This window comes from Streptomyces sp. NPDC127068 (genome assembly GCF_042724695.1).
In the GTDB taxonomy this organism is placed as follows: domain Bacteria; phylum Actinomycetota; class Actinomycetes; order Streptomycetales; family Streptomycetaceae; genus Streptomyces.
Map to the genome: position 1 here is coordinate 83,622 of NZ_JBHXEN010000012.1, position 18,268 is coordinate 101,889.

The window sequence follows — 18,268 nt, forward strand, 5'->3', positions numbered from 1 at the left end:
CCCCGGGCGGGGCGTCACGGGTGTCGTACGGTCCCGAAGCGCACGTCCTGGTCGGCGGAGGGTTCGGCGAGCAGCCCGAGCAGGCGCGTCCCCTCCGCGAGCACGCCGGCGCGCTGCGCGGCGGTCAGCGGGGCGAACGGTTCGACGGTGAGCACCGCCGCGGTCCCCGTCTCCTCCAGCTTCCACACGCCCGCCACCAGTCCGTCGACCATGAGCACGCAGTACGCGTGGTTGCCCCGCCAGGTGAGGCCCTTGACCTCGGCGGGCACCAGCCGGGTGCGGTCGGCGTGCGAGAGCAACAGGTTGTCGTACTCGGGCAGCAGCCGGGGCGGGGCCTGGACGTCCTCGTCGGGGCGGGGGGCGTCGGGCAGGTCGAAGAGTTCGGTTCCCCGGGCGTCGCGGAAGGTCAGCAACTCGGGCCGGAGCCGTTCGAAGGCGTCCCGCAGTCGGGTCACCCCGGCCCAGGTCTGCATGTCCTTGACCGAGGCGGGCCCGAAGGCGGCGAGGTAGCGGCGAACGACCTCCTCGACCGGCGCGGGCTCGGTGGCCCGGCCGAGCCACTGCTCGACGGTGGTGAGCGCGACCCGGCCGCTGCGGCGCCACAAGCCGCGCGGGGTGACCTGGACGAGTGACAGCCGGCAGCGCGCGGCGATCGTGAGCGCCAAGGGGTCGGCGTCCGGCCAGTGCACCAGGAGTTCCGCGCGCAGTTGGGCCGGGGTGCGGGGCTCCGCCTCGACGAGTTCCCGGCTCAGTGCGGTCAACCGGTCGAGGTCGACCCCCACGAGCCCCTTGCGGAAGGCCGTCAGTTCGCGGTCGAGGGCGCCCTGGGCGAAGGGGCGCAGGGCGAGCGCGTCGGCCGCGGTGTGGGTGTGGATGGTCGAGCGCAGGGTGACCATCCGGACGGCCGCGCGGTCGGCCATCAGGGCGGACAGGTCCCCGGGGTCGAAGCCGTCGATCCGGGCGGCGAGGCCGTAGTAGGGCGGCTTGACGTTCTGGGCCTGGAGACCGAGGAGGTGGGACAGGGCGTCGGCGGCGCCGAGGGTGTCGGGGGCGGCCGGGGTGAGGAGGTGCTGACGGGCGAGGGTGGCCCGGTTGAGCGCGCGGTCGCTCAGCACGGGGGCGTCCGCCGTGCGGCGGCGGCCGGTGGGGCGGGGGCTGCGGGCCGCTGCGGACGCCGTCGCGGGTGCGCTGCCTCGGCCCGCCCCGGCGGGTGCCCGCCGGGGCGTTCCCGCCACGCCGCCCGGGCCGCTCGCTCCGTCGCTGTTCCTCGTCGTCGTCATGGCAGCACGCTAACGCGACTTGCGGACAGTCACTGTCCTAGATCGGAGCTCCGCGCCGTGCGGTGTCCGTGCGGCGTCCGTGCGGTGTCCGGTGGGGTCACGCATCAGTTTCCGTGAGCGCTGCGAGTACCGGAATGTATTGGTCCGGCTGTCTCCGGGCGAGGAGAATCCCTCTCAGGCCCCACAAGGGCCCCGGTCGGCCAGGGCTCAGCGCAGCTGCCCCCGCACCTCCCGTCCCTCTTCCCCGTTCGAGCGATCGCCCCGTGGGCGCGGCTCGACGGTTCGGCCGGGATGCGCGCCAACACGGCATGGAGTGTCCATGAAAGCAGAGCAGTTGATGTCGCCGCCCCGCTCCGGGGCTTCCCCCGCGCCCCGGTCGGCCGGGTGGAACACCCAGCGGGCGAGCGGAATGCCCGTGCACCGGTACCGGCCCTACTTCGACGAAGTGGAGCCGATCTCGCTACCCGACCGGACCTGGCCCGAAGCAGTCGCCGCGCGTGCCCCCATGTGGTGCGCGGTGGATCTGCGCGACGGGAACCAGGCCCTCGCCGATCCCATGTCGCCCGCACGCAAGAGGCGCGTCTTCGACCTGTTGGTGCGCATGGGGTTCAAGGAGATCGAAGTCGGGTTCCCCGCGGCCAGCCGGGCCGACTGGACCTTCATCCGGTCGATCATCGAGGAGGGCGCGGTTCCGGGGGACGTGCGCATCCAGGTGCTGTCCCCCTGCCGTCCCGAACTCATCGACCTCACCTTCGCGGCCGTCGCCGGCGCCCCGAAGGCGACCGTCCACATCTACAACCCGACCTCGGCGCTCCAACGCAGGGTGGTGTTCCGGCAGGGCCGCGAGGGGGTGAAGGCCCTGGCGACCTCGGCGGCGCGCCATGTCGCGGAGCACGCCGAGCGCTGGTCGGCCGACCTCCGGCTCCAGTACTCACCGGAGTCGTACACCGGCACCGAGTTGGGGTTCGCCGCCGAGGTGTGCAACGAGGTGCTGGACATCTGGCGACCCACGCCGGAGCGCCCGGCCACCGTGTGCCTGCCCGCCACCGTGGAGATGGCGACGCCGAACGTGTACGCGGACTCGGTGGAGTGGATGAGCCGCAACCTGATCCGCCGCGAGGGCGTGGTCCTCTCCCTGCACCCGCACAACGACCGGGGCACGGCGGTGGCCGCGGCCGAGCTGGGACACCTGGCGGGAGCGGACCGGATCGAGGGGTGCCTCTTCGGGAACGGGGAACGCACCGGCAACGTCTGTCTGGTCACGCTGGGCATGAACCTGTTCAGCCGGGGCGTCGACCCCGAACTCGACTTCTCCGACATCGACGGCATCCGCCGGACCATGGAGCAGTGCACCGGCCTGCCGGTGCACGAACGGCACCCCTACGCGGGGGACCTGGTGTTCACGGCCTTCTCCGGCGGTCACCAGGACGCCATCAGCAAGGGGCTGGAGGCCCAGGCCGCCGCCGGCACGGGGGACGACGACCCGACGGCACCGGTGCCCTGGCAGGTTCCCTATCTGCCCGTCGACCCGAAGGACGTGGGCCGGAGCTACCGGGCGGTGGTCCGGGTCAACTCCCAGTCCGGCAAGGGCGGCACGGCCCATGTGATGAAGTCGGAGCACGGGCTGACCCTGCCTTCCGGCCTACGGGCGGAGTTCTCGCGACTGGTGCAGGCGTACACCGATCGGACCGGCGGCGAGGTCCCGCCCGAACGGCTGCGGGACCTGTTCCACGGGGCGTACGTGGAACCGGACGGGCCGCTGAGCCTGCTGGGCCACCACGGCCCCGTCGACGGTCCCGGCGGTGCGCACCTCTTCCGCGTCAGCCTGGACGGCAACAAGACGGAACTCGTGGCCGAGGGGGACTCCCCCCTCGACGCCCTCGTCGGCGCCCTGGCCACCCTGGGCACGCACCTACGGGTGGTGCACCGCGTCGAGGACGCGACACCGGGCCGCCGAGCGGCGCAGGCCGTCGTCTATCTGGACGCCTCCGTCACCCGGGAGGACCGGGAGCACCCGGTGCCCGAGCGGTACTGGGGCGTGGGCATGGCGTCCGACCCGGACACCGCGGACCTCCAAGCCGCCTTCGCCGCCCTGAACCGCGCCCACCCCGCCTGATGCACCCCCGCCGGGCAGCCGACGACTCGCCCGGCTCGCCCTCGCAGAACGGAAGACACCGTGTCGCAGAACTTCGCCATCCGGGGGAACGACCTCTGGGACCCCACCACCTTCGACTCGCTGCGCCGTCAGTTGATCCCGTCCTTCGACCTGTTGTACGACAGCGCCGTCCAGGCCGTGGCCATGACGGTCGGTGACCGACCGCGCATCCTCGACCTGGGAGCGGGCACCGGACTCCTCAGCGCGCGGCTGCTGGAACGACTCCCGGACGCCGACGTGACGCTGATGGACCGGTCCCACTCCATGCTCGCCCAGGCGCGCGGCAGGTTCGCGTCGGAGCAACGGGTCACGGTGCTGGTACGGGACCTGGTGGACCCGCTGCCGCAGGGGCGGTACGACGCGATCGTCTCGGGGCTCGCGATCCACCACCTCCCCCACGAGGAGAAACAACGGCTGTTCGCCCGCATCCGGCAGCACCTCGGCCCCGGGGGCGTCTTCGTCCACGTCGAGCAGTTGTTGGGGGCGCGGCCGTGGCTGGAGGAGATGTACGACCGGATGCACGAGGCCCATGTGCTCCGTTCCGGAACGCCCGACGCGGAGTGGGCCGCGGGCCGGGAACGCATGAAGTTCGACATCCCCGTCGACCTCGACACCCAGTTGGGGTGGCTGAGGGCCGCCGGCTTCACCGAGGTCGACTGCCTCGCCAAGGACTGGCGCTTCGTGACCTACGCGGGCTGGGTGACCCCCTGAACCTCCGGGTGACGGGTACGCCGCACGATCCGTGGACTCTCCGACTCTCCGAACTCTCCGGAAAGCGAGGAAGGGCATGTCAGGCAGCACACTGGTCGACAGGATCTGGGAGCAGCATCTCGTCGAACGCGGTGCGGACGGTCTCGACGATCTGCTCTACGTCGATCTGCACCTCCTCCACGAGGTCAGCTCGCCCCAGGCGTTCGAAGGACTGAGGCTCGCCGGGCGGCGGGTGCGACGGCCCGACCTCTGCGTGGCCACCGCCGACCACCAGGTGCCGACGTTCACCGCCGGGGGCGAGGGATCGCCGGTGGACGCCGGTGGGGCCCGGCAGCTGCGGCTCCTGACGGACAACTGCCGCGGGGCCGGCATCGAGCTGCACCCCCTCGGCTCCGCCGGGCAGGGCATCGTCCATGTCATCGGCCCGCAGATGGGGCTGACCCAGCCCGGAATGACCATCGTGTGCGGGGACAGCCACACGGCGACGCACGGGGCCTTCGGGGCCGTCGCGTTCGGCATCGGAACGAGCGAGGTCGAACACGTCCTGGCCACCCAGACGCTGCGCACGGCCAGGCCGCGCACGATGGCGGTGACCGTCGAGGGCATCCCGCCCACCGGGGTCTCGGCCAAGGACCTGGTCCTCGCCCTCATCGCCCGCACCGGCACCCGGGCCGGGGTGGGGACGCTCGTCGAGTTCCGCGGCCCGGCGATCCGGGCGCTCTCCATGGAGGGCCGGATGACCGTCTGCAACATGGCGGTCGAGGCCGGCGCCCGGAGCGGACTGATCGCTCCCGACGACACCACCTTCCGCTACCTCGAAGGGCGTGAACGCTCCCCCCGCGGACGACTGTGGGAACGGGCCCTGGACCACTGGCGGACGCTGCGCAGCGATGACGACGCCCGCTTCGACCGGGAGGTGGGCGTCGACGTCTCGACGATCGCCCCGCAGGTGAGTTGGGGCACCAACCCGGGCCAGACCACGTCGATCGACGCCCATGTGCCCGACCCCGCCGACATGGCGGACCCGGTGGAGCGGAACGCCGCCGAACGGGCACTGGAGTTCATGGCGCTGCGCCCCGGCACCGCGATGCGTGACATAGCCGTCGACGTCGTCTTCATCGGGTCCTGCACCAACAGTCGCATCGAGGACCTGCGCGCCGCCGCGGCGGTGCTGCGGGGCCGCCGGGTCGCCCCCTCGGTGCGCGCACTGGTCGTGCCGGGGTCCGCGGTGGTCAAACGGCAGGCGGAGGCGGAGGGCCTCGACGGGGTCTTCACGGCCGCCGGATTCGCCTGGCGCTCCCCCGGCTGCTCCATGTGCGTCGGCATCAACGGGGACACCGTCGCGCCGGGACTGCGCAGCGCCTCCACCTCGAACCGCAACTTCGAGGGCCGTCAGGGGCCCGGTGCCCGCACCCACCTCGTCTCCCCGGAGACCGCGGCGGCGACCGCCCTGACGGGACGCCTGTCCGCCGCCGCCGACCTCGACCCCCGGGGCCGCCGTCCGCCCGGGGGTGCTCGATGACACCGCTCACCACCCTGACCGGCCGGGCGGTGCCCCTACCGCGGTCCGACGTCGACACGGACCAGATCATCCCGGCGGCCTGGCTGAAGCGCATCACCCGCACGGGGTACGGCGACGCGCTGTTCTCGCACTGGCGGCAGGACCCCTCCTTCATCACCAACCGGCCCGAACGCCAGGGGGCCACCGTCCTGGTCGCCGGTCCGAACTTCGGCTGCGGCTCCTCCCGCGAACACGCCGCCTGGGCCCTGCGCGACTTCGGCTTCACCGCCGTCGTCGCCCCCGGGTTCGGGGACATCTTCCGCAACAACCTGCCCAACGCCGGCCTGGTCCCCGTACAGGTGTCCGCCGCCGTCGCCGACGCGCTGCTGCGGGCGACCACCGAGGACGCCCGGGCCGAGATCACCGTCAGCGTCGTCGACCGGACCGTCGACTGCGCGGCGGCCGGGGTGACCGGTGCACCGTTCCGTCTCGACGACTGCGCCCACCACCGACTCGTCAACGGCCTGGAACTCCTCGACCTCGCCCTGCTGCTCGACCCCGGCATCCGTGCGTACGAACGGGGGCGCCCGCCGTGGCTCCCCACCGGTCGGACCGGGTGAACCGCCGCCGGCCCGGAGTCCCGGGCACCCCGACCGACACCGACAGCGAGGGCGAACGGGTGCGTTGCGGGGCACCGGCGATGCCCGACTGGGCGCAGGACATGGCGGACCTGCACGTGCACTCCGCTCCCAGCCTGGTGCCCCGTCACGGCGACGACCGCGAGACCGTCGCCGCGATGCGGGCCCTGGGATTCACCACCCTCGTCCTGAAGGCGCACGAGGGCGGTACGGCCGCGAGGGCCGCGGCGGCCGGCCCGGGCACGTACGGCGGGGTGGTGCTCAACAGCTGTGTCGGCGGGGGCAATCCCGAAGCGGTCCGGGTGGCCGCGGCGCTCGGCGGCCGGATGGTGTGGCTGCCCACCCTGTCGTCCCGCGCCCACCGGGCGGCAGCGGCGGCACCGGAACTGGCCGTCCACCGGCACGTCGAGCTGCGCCCCGTCGACGTCACCGAGGACGGGCGGCTGCGCGCGGAGTGGTTCGACGTGCTCGATGCGGTGGCCGCTCATGACCTGGTGCTGGCCAGCGGCCATCTGAGCACCGCCGACGCCTTGGTGGTGTTCGCCGAGGCCCGGCGGCGCGGGGTGCGACGGCTGCTGGTCAACCATCCCAAACTGGCGTTCCTGCGCTGGCGGGAGGAGACCGCCGATGCGTTCCGCGCGCTCGGCGCCCACTGCGAACTGGGCGTGGTTCCCGATCTGCTCGGCCCTCCGGAGGACTCCAGCCTCAGGCTGACGCGCTGTTATCCGCTCCCGCTGCTCGTCTTCGGCGGCGACCTGGGACACCGCGGCTTCCCGGCACCGGCCGAGGCCGTCGCCCCCTGGCTCCGGGAGTTGGAGCGACGCATCGGGGCTCGGGCCGCGGCCGATCTGATGACCACCACCACCCGGGACCTGCTGCTGCCCTGACCTGCGACACCCGTCCCACGACCTCGTCGACCGGACCGGACCACCGCTGAGGAAACGGAACGCCCATGCTGTTCGAGACCATCCGGGGCATCGCCGCCGGCCGCCCCGACGCGCCGGCGGTGGAGACCACCGACGGAGAGCTCTGCACCTACGCACAGTTGATCGCACGCACCGCCGCCCTGGGAGCGGGGCTGAGCGCCCGAGGGGTCGGCCCCGGGGACACCGTGGTCAGTCACCGGTTGCCCCAGACTCCCGACCACGTGGCGTTCATCCTCGCCGTGGCCGCCCTGCGCGCCTGCTACGTGCCCGTGTTGGCCGATGCCGATCGCCCGGCCCTCGCCCGTGCGCTCGCCCTCACCCGACCGGTGCTCTGGGTCGGCCCCCCTCACCCGGAAGCCGGTGGGACGGCTCCGCCGCGGGTCGACCTGGCCGACCTGGTGACGGCCGGCCCCGCTTCCGCGCCGCTGGCGACCGGGCACCCGGACCGGGTCTTCCGCCGGCTGTGGACCTCCGGTTCGACCGGGCTCCCCAAGCTGGTGTCGTGGAAACAGGGGCCGTTCGTCCGCGAACGACTGCGGTGGGTGGCCGACATCGGCATCGAGGAGTCGGACGTCCTCCTGTGCCGACACACCCTGGACGTGGCGCACGCCACGGACCTGCACGTCTTCGCCGCCCTCCTGGCGGGCGCCCGCCTGGTCCTGACCGACCCCCGGACGCCCCCGGCCGAGCTCCTCGCACACCTGGCGCGACACCGCGTCACCCTGATGAGTGCGCTCCCCGGCCACTACGCGGAGTTGATCGAGGCCGCGCGGACGTCACCCGTCGAACTGCCGGCCCTGCGCAGGCCCCTGTGCGGTGGCGCGTACGTCAGTCCCGCCCTGATGGAGTCCTGCGCGCAGACCCTGCGCATCCACCTCAGACAGGTCTACGGCTCCACCGAGTTCGGCCTCGCCCTGGGCAACATGGACGATGTCGTGCAGAGCGCGACGGGCATGCTGCCCGTCGGCGGGGTGACGGCCCGGCTCGCTCCCCTCGGCGCGGACCCCGCACCCGACCTGGGTGTCCTGGTGCTGTCCTCCGACTGCACCAGCGAGGGGTACTTCCACGACGACGCGGCCAATGCCGTCACCTTCCGCGGCGGGGAGTTCTGGACCGGCGACATCGCCCAGCGCACCGCGGACGGCTCGTACCGCATCCTGGGAAGGACGACCGACGCCGTCAGGTCCGCGCACGGCCCGCTCCCCGCTCCGGTGCTGGACGCGCTCATCGCCGAACGCTGCCCGGCAGCCGCCGAATCCGTGAGCGTCCTCCCCGAGCCGGAGGTCTACGGGCCGGACGTCCTCGTCGCGGTGCGGGCCTCGACGGCTGCCGCGGCCGGCGCCGCGGTCGCCCAGGTGAAGGCGGTCCTGCGGGAGTTGGGCGTCACCGGTTCGGTCCGGGAGGTGGAATCGGTGCCGCGCACCGTCGTCGGCAAACCGGACAAGCCCCTCGTCCGACGGAGCTGGGCCGCGCACCGCACACCGTGAACCGACCCCGGCGGCGCCCTCGGCTCCCGCCTCAGCGCACGTGGCTGCGGCCCCCGGGCAGCTGCTCGGCCCACAGGTCGAAGAAGGCGCTCAACGGCACGCTCGGGGGCCGGTCCAACCGCCAGGCGAAGACCTTGTCGAAGGAGATGGCGGGGGTCAACGGCACCACCACGACGCGCCGATCGGCCGCGAGCACGGGGCTGGAACAGGGGGCCAGGGCGATGCCGATGTGCTGGGTGACCAGGGCGAGTTGGAGGGCGACGCTGTTCGTCGCATAGGCGACCTTCAGCCGCAGCCCGTTCGCGGCGAAGGCATCACTGAGGAATCCACGGACACCGCTGTCGGGACCGTAGGTGATGATCGGCGCCTCGCAGACCTCGTCGAGGGTCATCGCCTCATCCGGCGCCCGGCTCCCGGCCGGCAGCACCGCGACGATCCGGTCCCGCAACAGCACCCGGGTTCCGATGGTCTTCGACGGATCGTTCCTCGGTGCCGCCATGACCGCCGCGTCGAGGGTCCCGTTGCGGAGCCCGGCCACCAGGGACGGGCTCGACGCCCCCACGAGGTTCACGGCCACGGCGGGATGGCGCCGGTAGTACTCCCCCAGCAGCTCCGGGATGCAGGTGCCTTCGAGCCCTCCGACGGTACCCAGGGCGAGGGAGCCGCCGAGGAGACCCGCACGACCGGAGAACTCCACGGCGGCTGCCGTCGCGGCAGCCAGACAGGCCCGGGCGTGCGGCAGCAGGGCGAGGCCGCCGCTGGTGAGGACGACGCGTCGGTGCAGCCGCTCGAACAGCGGCTCGCCCAGTTCCTTCTCCAGACCCTGGATCTGCTGACTGATCGCGGGCTGCACCACATGGCAGCGCGCGGCGGCCTTGGTGAAGGAGCCTTCTTCCGCGACGGCGACAAAGTACTCAAGGGTGCGCAACTCCACTGCACAACGTTAACAACCCGTCGCTCGCGGTCACCGGGGTCTTCCCGCACCGCACCCTCGCGCACCCCGGGCACCACCCGGCGCCCGCGCCCGCGCGCCGCGGGCGCACCCCGCACGCACCCCGGCACACAGGACCGGGACACACCGGAGCGACACCGAAGGGCCAGCATCGGAATAAAACTCAACAGTCGTAGAGTTTTATCCCTCCGAGCGACCACCCTCGAACCCCGTACTGGAGACCCCATGTCCCCCAGAGTCGTGATCATCGGCGGCGGATACGGCGGCAGCGCCGCGGCCAAGGCACTGGACGACGTCACCGAGGTGACCCTCGTCGAGTCCAAGGACGCCTTCCTGCACAACGTGGGCGCCCTGCGCGCCGCGGTCGACGCCGATTTCGCGCCGCGGATCTTCCTGCCGTACGACAAGCTCCTGAACCGGGGACGCATCGTGCGGGACCGTGCCGTGCGCGTCGAGCCCGGGCGGGTCACCCTGGCCTCCGGCACGACCCTGGACGCCGACTACCTCGTCCTGGCCACCGGCTCCGGCTACCCCTTCCCGGCAAAGAGCGACCTGGACGACTCCTCCGCCACCCTGGCGAAGTTCGGCGCCACCCGGGCACGGCTCGCGCAGGCGGACCGGGTGCTGCTCCTCGGGGCGGGGCCCGTCGGCCTGGAGTTCGCCGGCGAGATCACAGCGAAGTGGCCGGGGAAGCAGGTCGTCCTCATCGACCCGGCACCGGCCATCCTCCGCGGCTACTCCGAGCCGTTCCGCGCGGAGATCCTGCGTCAGCTCGACGACCTCGGGGTCGAGCTGCTGCTCGGGGACTCGCTCGCCCAGGAACCGCCGACCGCGGCGGGCACGGCGGAGCAGTTCACCGTCACCACCCGGGCGGGCACCGAGGTGACCGCCCAGACCTGGTTCCGTACCCACGGGGTCACCCCGGCCACCGGCTACCTCGCCGGGGCGCTCGCCGACGCACGGCTCGTCGGCGGCCAGGTGGAGGTGACGCCCACCCTCCAGGTGAAGGGCCAGCGCACGGTCTTCGCCCTCGGTGACATCACCGACGTGCCCGAGCCCAAGCGGGCCGGCGCCGCCATGCGGCACGCCGAGGTGATCGCGGAGAACATCACCTCCCTGATCGGGGGCGGTACGGACCTGACACGCTACGAACCCGGTCCGCCGGTCCTCCTGCTGCCGCTCGGCCCGGACGGCGGCGCGACCGAAATGCCCGGCGGGGAACTGCTGGGACCCGAGACGACCGCCCAGTACAAGGGCGCGGACCTGATGCTCGGCCGCTTCTCCGAGACCTTCGGGCTCGGGGAGTGAGAACGAAGCACTCGACGCACCGGAAGAACACGAAGACATGAGAGCCCGAGGAACACGATGAGCACGCACCCCCGCACGTCCGAAGGAACGATCACCGTCGAGGTCTACGCCGACCTCGTCTGCCCCTGGTGCTACATCGGCAAGCGTCGGCTGGACCGGGCGCTGGACTCCTTCCCGGGGGCCGACGACGTCCGGGTCGTCCACCGGGCGTTCCAGCTCGACCCCGGCGCCCCGCGCAGCGGCACCCTGGCGCGCGACTACCTCGGCGAGCGGTTGGGGCCGCGGGCCGAAGCCGTCCTGACCCACACCACGCGGGTGGCCGCGGACGAGGGCATCACCATGGACTTCGGCCGCGCGCTGATCGGCAACACCTTCGACGCCCACCGGGTGCTGTGGCTGGCCGGGACCGAAGGGGTCCAGGCGACGGTCAAGGAGCGCCTGTTCGCGGCCTACTTCACCGACGGCCGTGACCTCACCCGGCCCGAGGTGCTCGCCGTGGTGGCCGCACCGGACCTGGACGCCGAGCGGGTGCTCGGCATGCTGGCGGGCCCCGAGGGCGTACCGGAGGTGACGGGGCAGCTCGACGCGGCGCGGGCGAGCGGAATCCGTTCGGTGCCGACCCTCGTCATCGACGGCCGGCACGCGGTGGAGGGGGCGCAGGAGAGCTCCGCGCTGCTCGATGCGCTGGCGCGGGCCCGTGCGGAGGCCGACCGGTGACCGGCACCGGGGAACCGCGGCGGGTGCCCGCCGCGGGTTCGCCGCGGTGACCGGTTCCCACGAGTACGGCCCCGCCCGCGCAGATCATGCCGGGCGGGGCCGTACGACCCGTGCGTCACGCGGTGGGCCCTGGCTGGTGCGACGGCCCGGGGACGCGATGCCAACCGTGCGGCCCCCTCAGCCGAACGGGGAAAACGCGCGCTCCTCCCTCTCTGCCTGGGAGCGCCGCAGTCCACTCCAGTCCAGGGCCTGCCGCGCCGTGCGCTGGGCCTCCTCGGCGGCCTTCCGGGTCTCTAACAGGACGTCACCACGTTCCTGAACCAAGCGCTCGTAGATCGGTGGGTGGCCGGATGTCTCTGCGGTGTTCATGACGCCGATCTTCCCCCGTCCGTCGGAAATCCGTGAGGGCGGCCCCCTGACTCGCCCCTGATGACGAGAAGACCGTCCAGGTTCCACGCGGGTTGACCTGATTCACGGTGGCCCGGGCCGGCTCCTGGTACCGGGTCACGATCCGCTCGGCCCGGCCGGCTCCGTCGTTCCGTCGGCCCGTTGTGCGCGCAGTGCCTGGACGTTGGTCCCGGTGCTGTACAGCTCGACGAGCAGGGGGCGCAGGGCCCTGCCCGCGGGGGTGAGGTGGTAGCGGGTGCGGACGGGGAACCCGAGCAGCCGGTCCTGGACCAGGAGCTCTCGCTCTCCAAGCACCCGCAGTCGTTCGGCGAGCACCTTGGGGCTGATGCGGGGTAACCGGTCGCGCAGGTCACCGAAGGAGTGCGGGCCGTGCATCAGCTCGCGCAGGATGAGCGTGGTCCAACGGCCCGCGATCGCGGCGAGGGCCACCTCGACCGGACAGTCCTCTTCCGGGGCCTCGGTGCGCCCTCGTTCGTCCGGGACCAGTTCCTCGTCCCAGTCCCCGTCCCCGTCCCGGGGCCGTGCGGGCCGGTCCGCCGAGGGGGTTCGGGCGTGGGTTTCCGTTTGGTGAGCCACGCCGGGCCCGGGTTCACTGTCGACATGAGCATCGAGTCGAACACCCGTTGGATTCATGGCTCCACTGTCCCCCTGGCCACCGTTGCGGAGCAACACCCCGCGGCCTTCGCCGGGTCCTTCACGGGGAGCCCCGGGGCGACGGCCGGACGAGCCCCGGAACCGGGGTGGTCGAGCACCGCGGCCCGGGCCCGGCGGTAGGCCGCCGACGCGGTCTCAGCCGGCGACGTAGTCCGCGAGGTGTGCGCCGGTGAGGGTGGAGCGGGCGGCGACCAGCGCGGCCGGGGTGCCCTCGAAGACGATCCGGCCGCCGTCGTGGCCGGCGCCGGGGCCGAGGTCGATGATCCAGTCGGCGTGCGCCATGACGGCCTGGTGGTGCTCGACGACGATGACCGACCTGCCCGAGTCGACCAGCCGGTCGAGCAGGCCCAGCAGTTGTTCGACATCGGCGAGGTGCAGTCCGCTGGTCGGCTCGTCGAGTACGTAGACCCGGTCCCGGCCCGTGCCCGACATGTGGGTGGCCAGTTTGAGGCGCTGCCGCTCGCCGCCGGAGAGGGTGGTGAGCGGCTGGCCGAGGCTGAGGTAGCCCAGCCCCACGTCGGCGAGCCGGGTGAGGACCGCCCGGGCTGCCGGCGTGCGGGCCTCACCCGCGCCGAAGAACTCCTCGGCCTCGGCCACCGACATCGCGAACACCTCGCTGATGTCGCGACCGCCGAGGCGGTGCCTCAGCACCGACGGCGGGAACCGCTTCCCCGCGCAGTCCTCACAGGTGGTGGCGACCCCGGCCATGATCGCCAGGTCGGTGTAGACGAGACCGGCGCCCTTGCAACCGGGGCAGGCACCCTCGGAGTTGGGGCTGAAGAGCGCGGGCTTCACCCCGTTGGCCCTGGCGAAGGACGTACGGATCGGGTCGAGCATGCCGGTGTAGGTCGCCGCGTTGCTGCGCCGGGAGCCCTTGATGGGCCCCTGGTCCACCGTCACCACCCCGTCCCGACCGGCCACCGAGCCGCTGATCAGCGAACTCTTGCCGGAGCCCGCGACGCCGGTGACCACCGTGAGCACTCCGAGCGGGATGTCGACGTCGACGTCACGCAGGTTGTGGGAGTTCGCGCCGCGCACCTCCAGCACCCCTCGGGGCGTGCGCACCGACGGCTTGAGCGAGGCCCGGTCGTCCAGGTGCCGTCCCGTCAGCGTGCCGCTGGTGCGCAGTTCCTCCACGGCGCCCTCGAAGACCACCTCGCCGCCCGCCGCGCCGGCCCCCGGTCCGACGTCGACCACGTGGTCGGCGATCAGGATCGTCTCCGGCTTGTGCTCCACGACCAGGACGGTGTTGCCCTTGTTCCGCAGTCGGACGAGCAGGTCGTTCATCCGCTGGACGTCGTGCGGGTGCAGACCGACGGTGGGCTCGTCGAAGACGTAGGTGACCTCGGTGAGCGCGGAACCGAGGTGGCGCACCATCTTGGTGCGCTGGGCCTCGCCGCCGGAGAAGGTGCTCGACGCCCGGTCGAGCGAGAGGTAGCCCAGCCCGATCCCGACGAAGGAGTCGAGCGTCCCGCCGAGCACCTCCACCAGGGTCGCGACGGACGGCTCGTCGATGCCGCGGACCCAGGCGGCCAGGTCACTGATCTGGAGGGCGCAGGCGTCGGCGATGTTGATGCCGTCGATCTTCGACGAACGGGTGGTCTCGCTGAGCCGGGTGCCGTGGCAGGCGGGGCAGACGGAGAACGTCACCGCGCGGTCCACGAAGGCGCGGACGTGGGGTTGCAGCGTCTCCTTGTCCTTGGTGAGGAACGACTTCCGCACCCGTGCGAGCAGTCCCTCGTAGGTGGTGTTGAGCCCGTTCACCTTGACCTTGACCGGGTCCCGGTGGAGGAGGTCGTGGAGTTCGTCGGCGGTGTAGTCGCGGATCGGCCGGTGCGGGTCGAGGAAGCCGGATTCGGTGAACGACCGGACCACCCAGCCGTCCGCCTTCCAGCCGGGGACGGTGATCGCGCCGTCGGCGAGCGACAGCGCGTCGTCGTAGAGCTCGGTGGGGTCGATGTCGGTGACGGTGCCCAGGCCCTCGCAGCGCAGGCACATGCCGCCGACGACGCTGAAGCCCTTCTCGGTCTTCTTCCCGTTCACCACCAGTGTGCCGGTCGCCTCGGCGGAGGCGATGTTGAAGGCGAACGCCCGCTGGGAGCCGATGTGCGGCTCGGCGAGCCGACTGAACAGGATGCGCAGCAGGGCGCCCGCGTCGGTGGCGGTGCCGACCGTGGAGCGGGGGCTGGAGCCCATCGGCTGTTGGTCGACGATGATCGCGGTCGTCAGTCCGTCGAGGTGGTCGACGTCGGGCCGGCCCGGGCTCGGCATGAAGCCCTGGACGAAGGCGCTGTAGGTCTCGTTGATCAGCCGTTGCGACTCCGCGGCGATCGTGTGGAAGACCAGGGAGCTCTTGCCCGAGCCGGAGACCCCGGTGAACACCGTCAGTCGGCGCTTCGGGATCTCCACGGTGACGTTCTTGAGGTTGTTCTCCCGTGCGCCGTGCACGCGGATCAGGTCGTGGCTGTCCGCGATGTGCAACGCGGGCGGCGGTGGGTCGATCCCCGTGCCGACCGTCATGGTCCCTCCCCGGTGAGTCGCGCGGTACGCCCCGGTCGTACGGGGGGGGTGCGGCGCGGTCCTGGTCTGCCCTGCTCGTGACCTCAAGCGTAGACTTGCCATGACGGTTGAGACTTAACGGGGAAAAGCGCTGGAAGGATTCGTGAGAGTCTCCAACCATGGATCACTTGCGCCCGTCCGACCTGGCCCGTGAACACGGGATCTCGACCCAGGCGGTCCGCAATTACGAGCGGGACGGATTCCTCCCGCTGGCCGCCCGCACCCCAACCGGCTACCGGACCTACACCGCGGCGCACGCCGCGGCCCTCCGCGCCTATCTGGCGCTCGTCGCGGCGCACGGTTACGCCGTGGCCGGGCAGATCATGCGGTCGCTCCACGCGGGCGACCTCGACGCCGCGCTGACGGCCGTGGACCGCGGTCACGCCCAACTGCTCCGCGACCGGGAGACGCTGGACGCGGTCGGCGCGGCGGTGGCGCACCTGACCTCCGCCACCGGCGCCGCTCCGCCCGCGCCCGCGCACCGCGAGCCCTTCAGCATCGGTGCGCTCGCCCACCGGCTGGGGGTCACCGCGGCGACCCTGCGCAACTGGGAGGCGGCGGGCGTCCTGGCCCCCGACCGCGAGCCGATCACCGGGCACCGCACGTACGGCGCCGCGGACGTCCGGGACGCCGAGCTCGCCCACCTCCTGAGACGGGGCGGCTACCCGTTGGACCACATCGCCACCGTGGTCCGGCAGGTCCGCACGGCCGGCGGCACCCAGGCACTGTCGGCCGCCCTCGACGACTGGCGGGACCGGCTCACCGGCCGGGGCGTGTCGATGCTCCACGCGGCCACCCGGCTCGCCCGGTACGTGCCCCTCCTCGACCTCGCCCCGCCCACCGGCCCGGCCGCGGACTGAACCACCCACCCCTCGGCAGCAGTTGGAGCGGCGACCACAGCGGCGTTCGCCTCCCGCGGCGCACCGTCCGGGCCCTCACCGTGCGGTGTACTCGGTGGGGCTCATGTCGTAGAAGTCGCGGAAGGCGCGGGCGAAGCTGCTGGGGTCCTCGTAGCCCACCCGTTGGCTCACCGAGACCACCGAGGAACCCGCGCGCAGCAGCCGGGCCGCGGCGTGCATCCGGCTCCTGGTGCGCCACTGCCCGAACGTCAGTCCGGTCTCCGCGACGAAGGCCCGTTCCAGGCTGCGCCCGCTGGTCCGCACTTCGCGGGCCCAGTCGAGGATGCGCCGGTCGTCCCCCGGGTTGAACAGCAGGGCGCCCGCCACGGCCGCGGCGCCGGGGCTGGTCGGCAGCGGCAGGTCGTCGGGGGCCAGCACCCGGCGTTCGAGGATCGACAGCACCTGCCGCTGGATGTTCGCGGACGGCTGGATGATCGTGCTCTGGCTCTGGTGGAGGGCGAGGAAGTAGATCTTCTCGTCGTTGCGGATCGACACGACGGTGATGTCGGTGAGCACGGTCGCGATCTCGTCCATCGAGATGGAGAGCGGGAACAGTACGGAGTTCGCCCGGACCTCCAGTGCGTGTCGGGTGCCCGCGGGCAACCAGATGACCTCGCCCTCGGTGATCTCGACGGTGGTCTCCCCGCACCGTACGAGGGTGCTGCCCCTGATCTGCCACAGCGCCATGTGCTCGTCGTGGTGGACCTGCTCGGGGATGTCGACGCTCGGGATGTGCAAGGGGAAGTCGAGCGAGGAGAGGCTCGCGTGGCCTCCCGCGTCCCTTCTGCGCACCGTCACCCGTTCACCCCGCTTGTCAGGATTCGCATCGAGGTTGTCGCTTTTCGCACTGGAGCCATCACATAGGTAAGGCTAACCATAGTTGGCAGCCCCCGCCGCCCTGTCCGGCCGGCCGTCGCACCGATCCGACCCGGGGTACCCGCACCTGAAAGGCCCCATGAAAGTCATGCGCACGCCCCGTACCCGTACCTCCCGCCTGATCGGCGCCGTCATCGCCGGCCTGGTCCTGGTCACGGGGTGCGCGACCCCGGACGACCGGGGCGCCGACCGGGCCCCCGAGAGCTCGGGTGCCGCTGCCACCGTCCTTCCCGCCGCCGAAGGCGCGACCGCGTACCCGCTCACCCTGAAGACGCCGTTCGGTGACACCACGCTCGACCGGCGCCCCGAACGCATCGCGATCGTCACCGCGAACACCCTCGACACCGATGCGCTGATCGCGCTCGGCGGCACGCCCGTCTTCGCGCCCTCGACCGTCGACCGCAACCCCTGGCTCGATGACGACGCCGTCACCGGCATCGCGAAGCTCTGGGACGCCGAAGCGGGTACGGAGGTGTCGGCCGAATCGGTGGCCGCCGCCGCGCCGGACCTCATCGTCGCCCTCGCCGCCTACGAGACCTTCGACCAGGCGCGGTTCGACAAGCTCAGCGCGATCGCCCCCGTGCTCTACGCACCCCAGGGCGAGCTGACCTGGCAGGAGCTCACCCGGAAACTGGGCGACACCCTGGACCTGACCGACGCGGCCGTCAAGGCCGTCGAGACGGCGGAGCGGAGCGTGGCGAAGACCCGCGCCGAACACCCCGAGTTCCGGGGCAAGAGCGCCACGCACGTCATCGTCTACGACGAGAAGTACGGCCCGTACTACGCCAGCTCCCCCGGCTCCGACACCGCTCACCTCTTCGAACAACTGGGCTTCGTCCTGCCCGAGGCCGCCGCGAAGTTCACCAAGGACGGCACGATCAGCGACGAACTCGTCGGGCTCATCGACGCCGACTTCCTGCTGCTCAGCACCTCCGCCAGCCCCGCGTACTTCGTTGACGCGCCCCTGGTCGAGGCCGTTCCCGCGGTGGCCGACGGACGTGCCGTGATCAACCCGCAGGACAAGGAGGCGGGCACCAACCACTTCGCCTGGGGCCTCAACGTGCAGAGCGTGCTGAGCGTGCCCTGGCTGATCGACCAGCTCGCCGAGTTCGGTGGAAGGGCGATCCGTTGAGGCAGGCCCTGGCGGGAGGTGGATCGACGGTGGCCGGCCTCCCCGGACACCGCGGCACCGCGTTG

General features: G+C 72.3%; 16 protein-coding genes. 10 read left to right on the forward strand and 6 right to left on the reverse strand.

Translation table 11 applies throughout. The annotated features are described in order from the left end of the window. Nucleotides 1-14: 14 nt before the first annotated feature. Nucleotides 15-1,280, reverse strand: a complete 1,266-nt coding sequence (locus ACFWIA_RS10095; protein ID WP_387002280.1) for a winged helix DNA-binding domain-containing protein — start codon at nt 1,278-1,280, stop codon at nt 15-17. A 319-nt stretch (nt 1,281-1,599) separates the two neighbouring features. Between ACFWIA_RS10095 and leuA the strand changes: the two genes are divergently transcribed. The 6 genes from leuA to ACFWIA_RS10125 all read left to right on the forward strand — a co-directional run bounded on the left by leuA (nt 1,600) and on the right by ACFWIA_RS10125 (nt 8,698). Beyond that, the gene (gene leuA, locus ACFWIA_RS10100) at nt 1,600-3,396 is read left to right on the forward strand and encodes a 2-isopropylmalate synthase (protein WP_387002281.1); all 1,797 of its coding nucleotides are present in this window, start codon (nt 1,600-1,602) and stop codon (nt 3,394-3,396) included. Between the two features lie 60 nt (nt 3,397-3,456). Continuing rightward, nucleotides 3,457-4,146 carry a class I SAM-dependent methyltransferase gene (locus tag ACFWIA_RS10105; protein WP_387002283.1) on the forward strand — a complete coding sequence of 230 codons (690 nt, stop codon included), beginning with the start codon at nt 3,457-3,459 and terminating at the stop codon, nt 4,144-4,146. A 76-nt stretch (nt 4,147-4,222) separates the two neighbouring features. Continuing rightward, nucleotides 4,223-5,668, forward strand: a complete 1,446-nt coding sequence (leuC, locus tag ACFWIA_RS10110; RefSeq protein ID WP_387002285.1) for a 3-isopropylmalate dehydratase large subunit — start codon at nt 4,223-4,225, stop codon at nt 5,666-5,668. Then, nucleotides 5,665-6,267 (forward strand): 3-isopropylmalate dehydratase small subunit, encoded by a 603-nt coding sequence (leuD, locus tag ACFWIA_RS10115; protein WP_387002287.1) that lies wholly within the window; start codon nt 5,665-5,667, stop codon nt 6,265-6,267. Before leuC ends, leuD begins: the two co-directional genes overlap by 4 nt. Further along, nucleotides 6,240-7,172, forward strand: a complete 933-nt coding sequence (locus tag ACFWIA_RS10120; RefSeq protein WP_387002289.1) for a DUF6282 family protein — start codon at nt 6,240-6,242, stop codon at nt 7,170-7,172. The genes leuD and ACFWIA_RS10120 overlap by 28 nt, the downstream gene beginning before the upstream one ends. Before the next feature lie 65 nt (nt 7,173-7,237). Continuing rightward, nucleotides 7,238-8,698 carry a class I adenylate-forming enzyme family protein gene (locus ACFWIA_RS10125; RefSeq protein WP_387002291.1) on the forward strand — a complete coding sequence of 487 codons (1,461 nt, stop codon included), beginning with the start codon at nt 7,238-7,240 and terminating at the stop codon, nt 8,696-8,698. Between the two features lie 31 nt (nt 8,699-8,729). Here ACFWIA_RS10125 and ACFWIA_RS10130 read toward each other — a convergent pair whose 3' ends face one another. Next, complete coding sequence (locus tag ACFWIA_RS10130) at nt 8,730-9,632, reverse strand: LysR family transcriptional regulator (protein ID WP_387002293.1); 903 nt, start codon at nt 9,630-9,632, stop codon at nt 8,730-8,732. A gap of 243 nt (nt 9,633-9,875) precedes the next feature. On the opposite strand from ACFWIA_RS10130, the gene ACFWIA_RS10135 reads away from it, so the two are divergent. After that, on the forward strand, nt 9,876-10,958 hold the full coding sequence (locus tag ACFWIA_RS10135; protein WP_387002295.1) for an FAD-dependent oxidoreductase: 1,083 nt from the start codon (nt 9,876-9,878) through the stop codon (nt 10,956-10,958). Between the two features lie 57 nt (nt 10,959-11,015). Further along, nucleotides 11,016-11,675 carry a DsbA family oxidoreductase gene (locus tag ACFWIA_RS10140; protein WP_387002297.1) on the forward strand — a complete coding sequence of 220 codons (660 nt, stop codon included), beginning with the start codon at nt 11,016-11,018 and terminating at the stop codon, nt 11,673-11,675. Nucleotides 11,676-11,852: 177 nt separating this feature from the next. On the opposite strand, the gene ACFWIA_RS10145 is transcribed toward ACFWIA_RS10140, so the two are convergent. The 3 genes from ACFWIA_RS10145 to ACFWIA_RS10155 all read right to left on the reverse strand — a co-directional run bounded on the left by ACFWIA_RS10145 (nt 11,853) and on the right by ACFWIA_RS10155 (nt 15,257). Continuing rightward, complete coding sequence (locus ACFWIA_RS10145; protein WP_385493258.1) at nt 11,853-12,044, reverse strand: hypothetical protein; 192 nt, start codon at nt 12,042-12,044, stop codon at nt 11,853-11,855. 135 nt (nt 12,045-12,179) lie between these two features. Next, nucleotides 12,180-12,659 carry a winged helix-turn-helix transcriptional regulator gene (locus ACFWIA_RS10150; RefSeq protein WP_387002298.1) on the reverse strand — a complete coding sequence of 160 codons (480 nt, stop codon included), beginning with the start codon at nt 12,657-12,659 and terminating at the stop codon, nt 12,180-12,182. A gap of 213 nt (nt 12,660-12,872) precedes the next feature. Next, entirely contained in the window at nt 12,873-15,257 is a 2,385-nt protein-coding gene (locus tag ACFWIA_RS10155) for an ATP-binding cassette domain-containing protein (protein ID WP_387002300.1), read from the reverse strand. Between the two features lie 158 nt (nt 15,258-15,415). Here ACFWIA_RS10155 and ACFWIA_RS10160 point away from each other — a divergent pair, with 158 nt between their 5' ends. Continuing rightward, nucleotides 15,416-16,156, forward strand: coding sequence for a TioE family transcriptional regulator (locus ACFWIA_RS10160; protein WP_387002302.1), 741 nt, complete (start codon nt 15,416-15,418; stop codon nt 16,154-16,156). Between the two features lie 75 nt (nt 16,157-16,231). On the opposite strand, the gene ACFWIA_RS10165 is transcribed toward ACFWIA_RS10160, so the two are convergent. After that, a complete protein-coding gene (locus tag ACFWIA_RS10165; RefSeq protein ID WP_387002304.1) occupies nt 16,232-16,993 on the reverse strand; it encodes an AraC family transcriptional regulator in 762 nt (253 codons plus the stop codon). A 166-nt stretch (nt 16,994-17,159) separates the two neighbouring features. On the opposite strand from ACFWIA_RS10165, the gene ACFWIA_RS10170 reads away from it, so the two are divergent. Next, a complete protein-coding gene (locus ACFWIA_RS10170) occupies nt 17,160-18,203 on the forward strand; it encodes an ABC transporter substrate-binding protein (protein ID WP_387002306.1) in 1,044 nt (347 codons plus the stop codon). Nucleotides 18,204-18,268: the final 65 nt, after the last annotated feature.

Coding starts and splice junctions, on each gene's coding strand:
- ACFWIA_RS10095 (WP_387002280.1), bottom strand. CDS start 1,280: ATGACGACGACGAGGAACAGCGACGGAGCGAGCGGCCCGGGCGGCGTG.
- leuA (WP_387002281.1), top strand. CDS start 1,600: ATGAAAGCAGAGCAGTTGATGTCGCCGCCCCGCTCCGGGGCTTCCCCC.
- leuC (WP_387002285.1), top strand. CDS start 4,223: ATGTCAGGCAGCACACTGGTCGACAGGATCTGGGAGCAGCATCTCGTC.
- leuD (WP_387002287.1), top strand. CDS start 5,665: ATGACACCGCTCACCACCCTGACCGGCCGGGCGGTGCCCCTACCGCGG.
- ACFWIA_RS10125 (WP_387002291.1), top strand. CDS start 7,238: ATGCTGTTCGAGACCATCCGGGGCATCGCCGCCGGCCGCCCCGACGCG.
- ACFWIA_RS10135 (WP_387002295.1), top strand. CDS start 9,876: ATGTCCCCCAGAGTCGTGATCATCGGCGGCGGATACGGCGGCAGCGCC.
- ACFWIA_RS10140 (WP_387002297.1), top strand. CDS start 11,016: ATGAGCACGCACCCCCGCACGTCCGAAGGAACGATCACCGTCGAGGTC.
- ACFWIA_RS10145 (WP_385493258.1), bottom strand. CDS start 12,044: ATGAACACCGCAGAGACATCCGGCCACCCACCGATCTACGAGCGCTTG.
- ACFWIA_RS10155 (WP_387002300.1), bottom strand. CDS start 15,257: ATGACGGTCGGCACGGGGATCGACCCACCGCCGCCCGCGTTGCACATC.
- ACFWIA_RS10160 (WP_387002302.1), top strand. CDS start 15,416: ATGGATCACTTGCGCCCGTCCGACCTGGCCCGTGAACACGGGATCTCG.
- ACFWIA_RS10170 (WP_387002306.1), top strand. CDS start 17,160: ATGCGCACGCCCCGTACCCGTACCTCCCGCCTGATCGGCGCCGTCATC.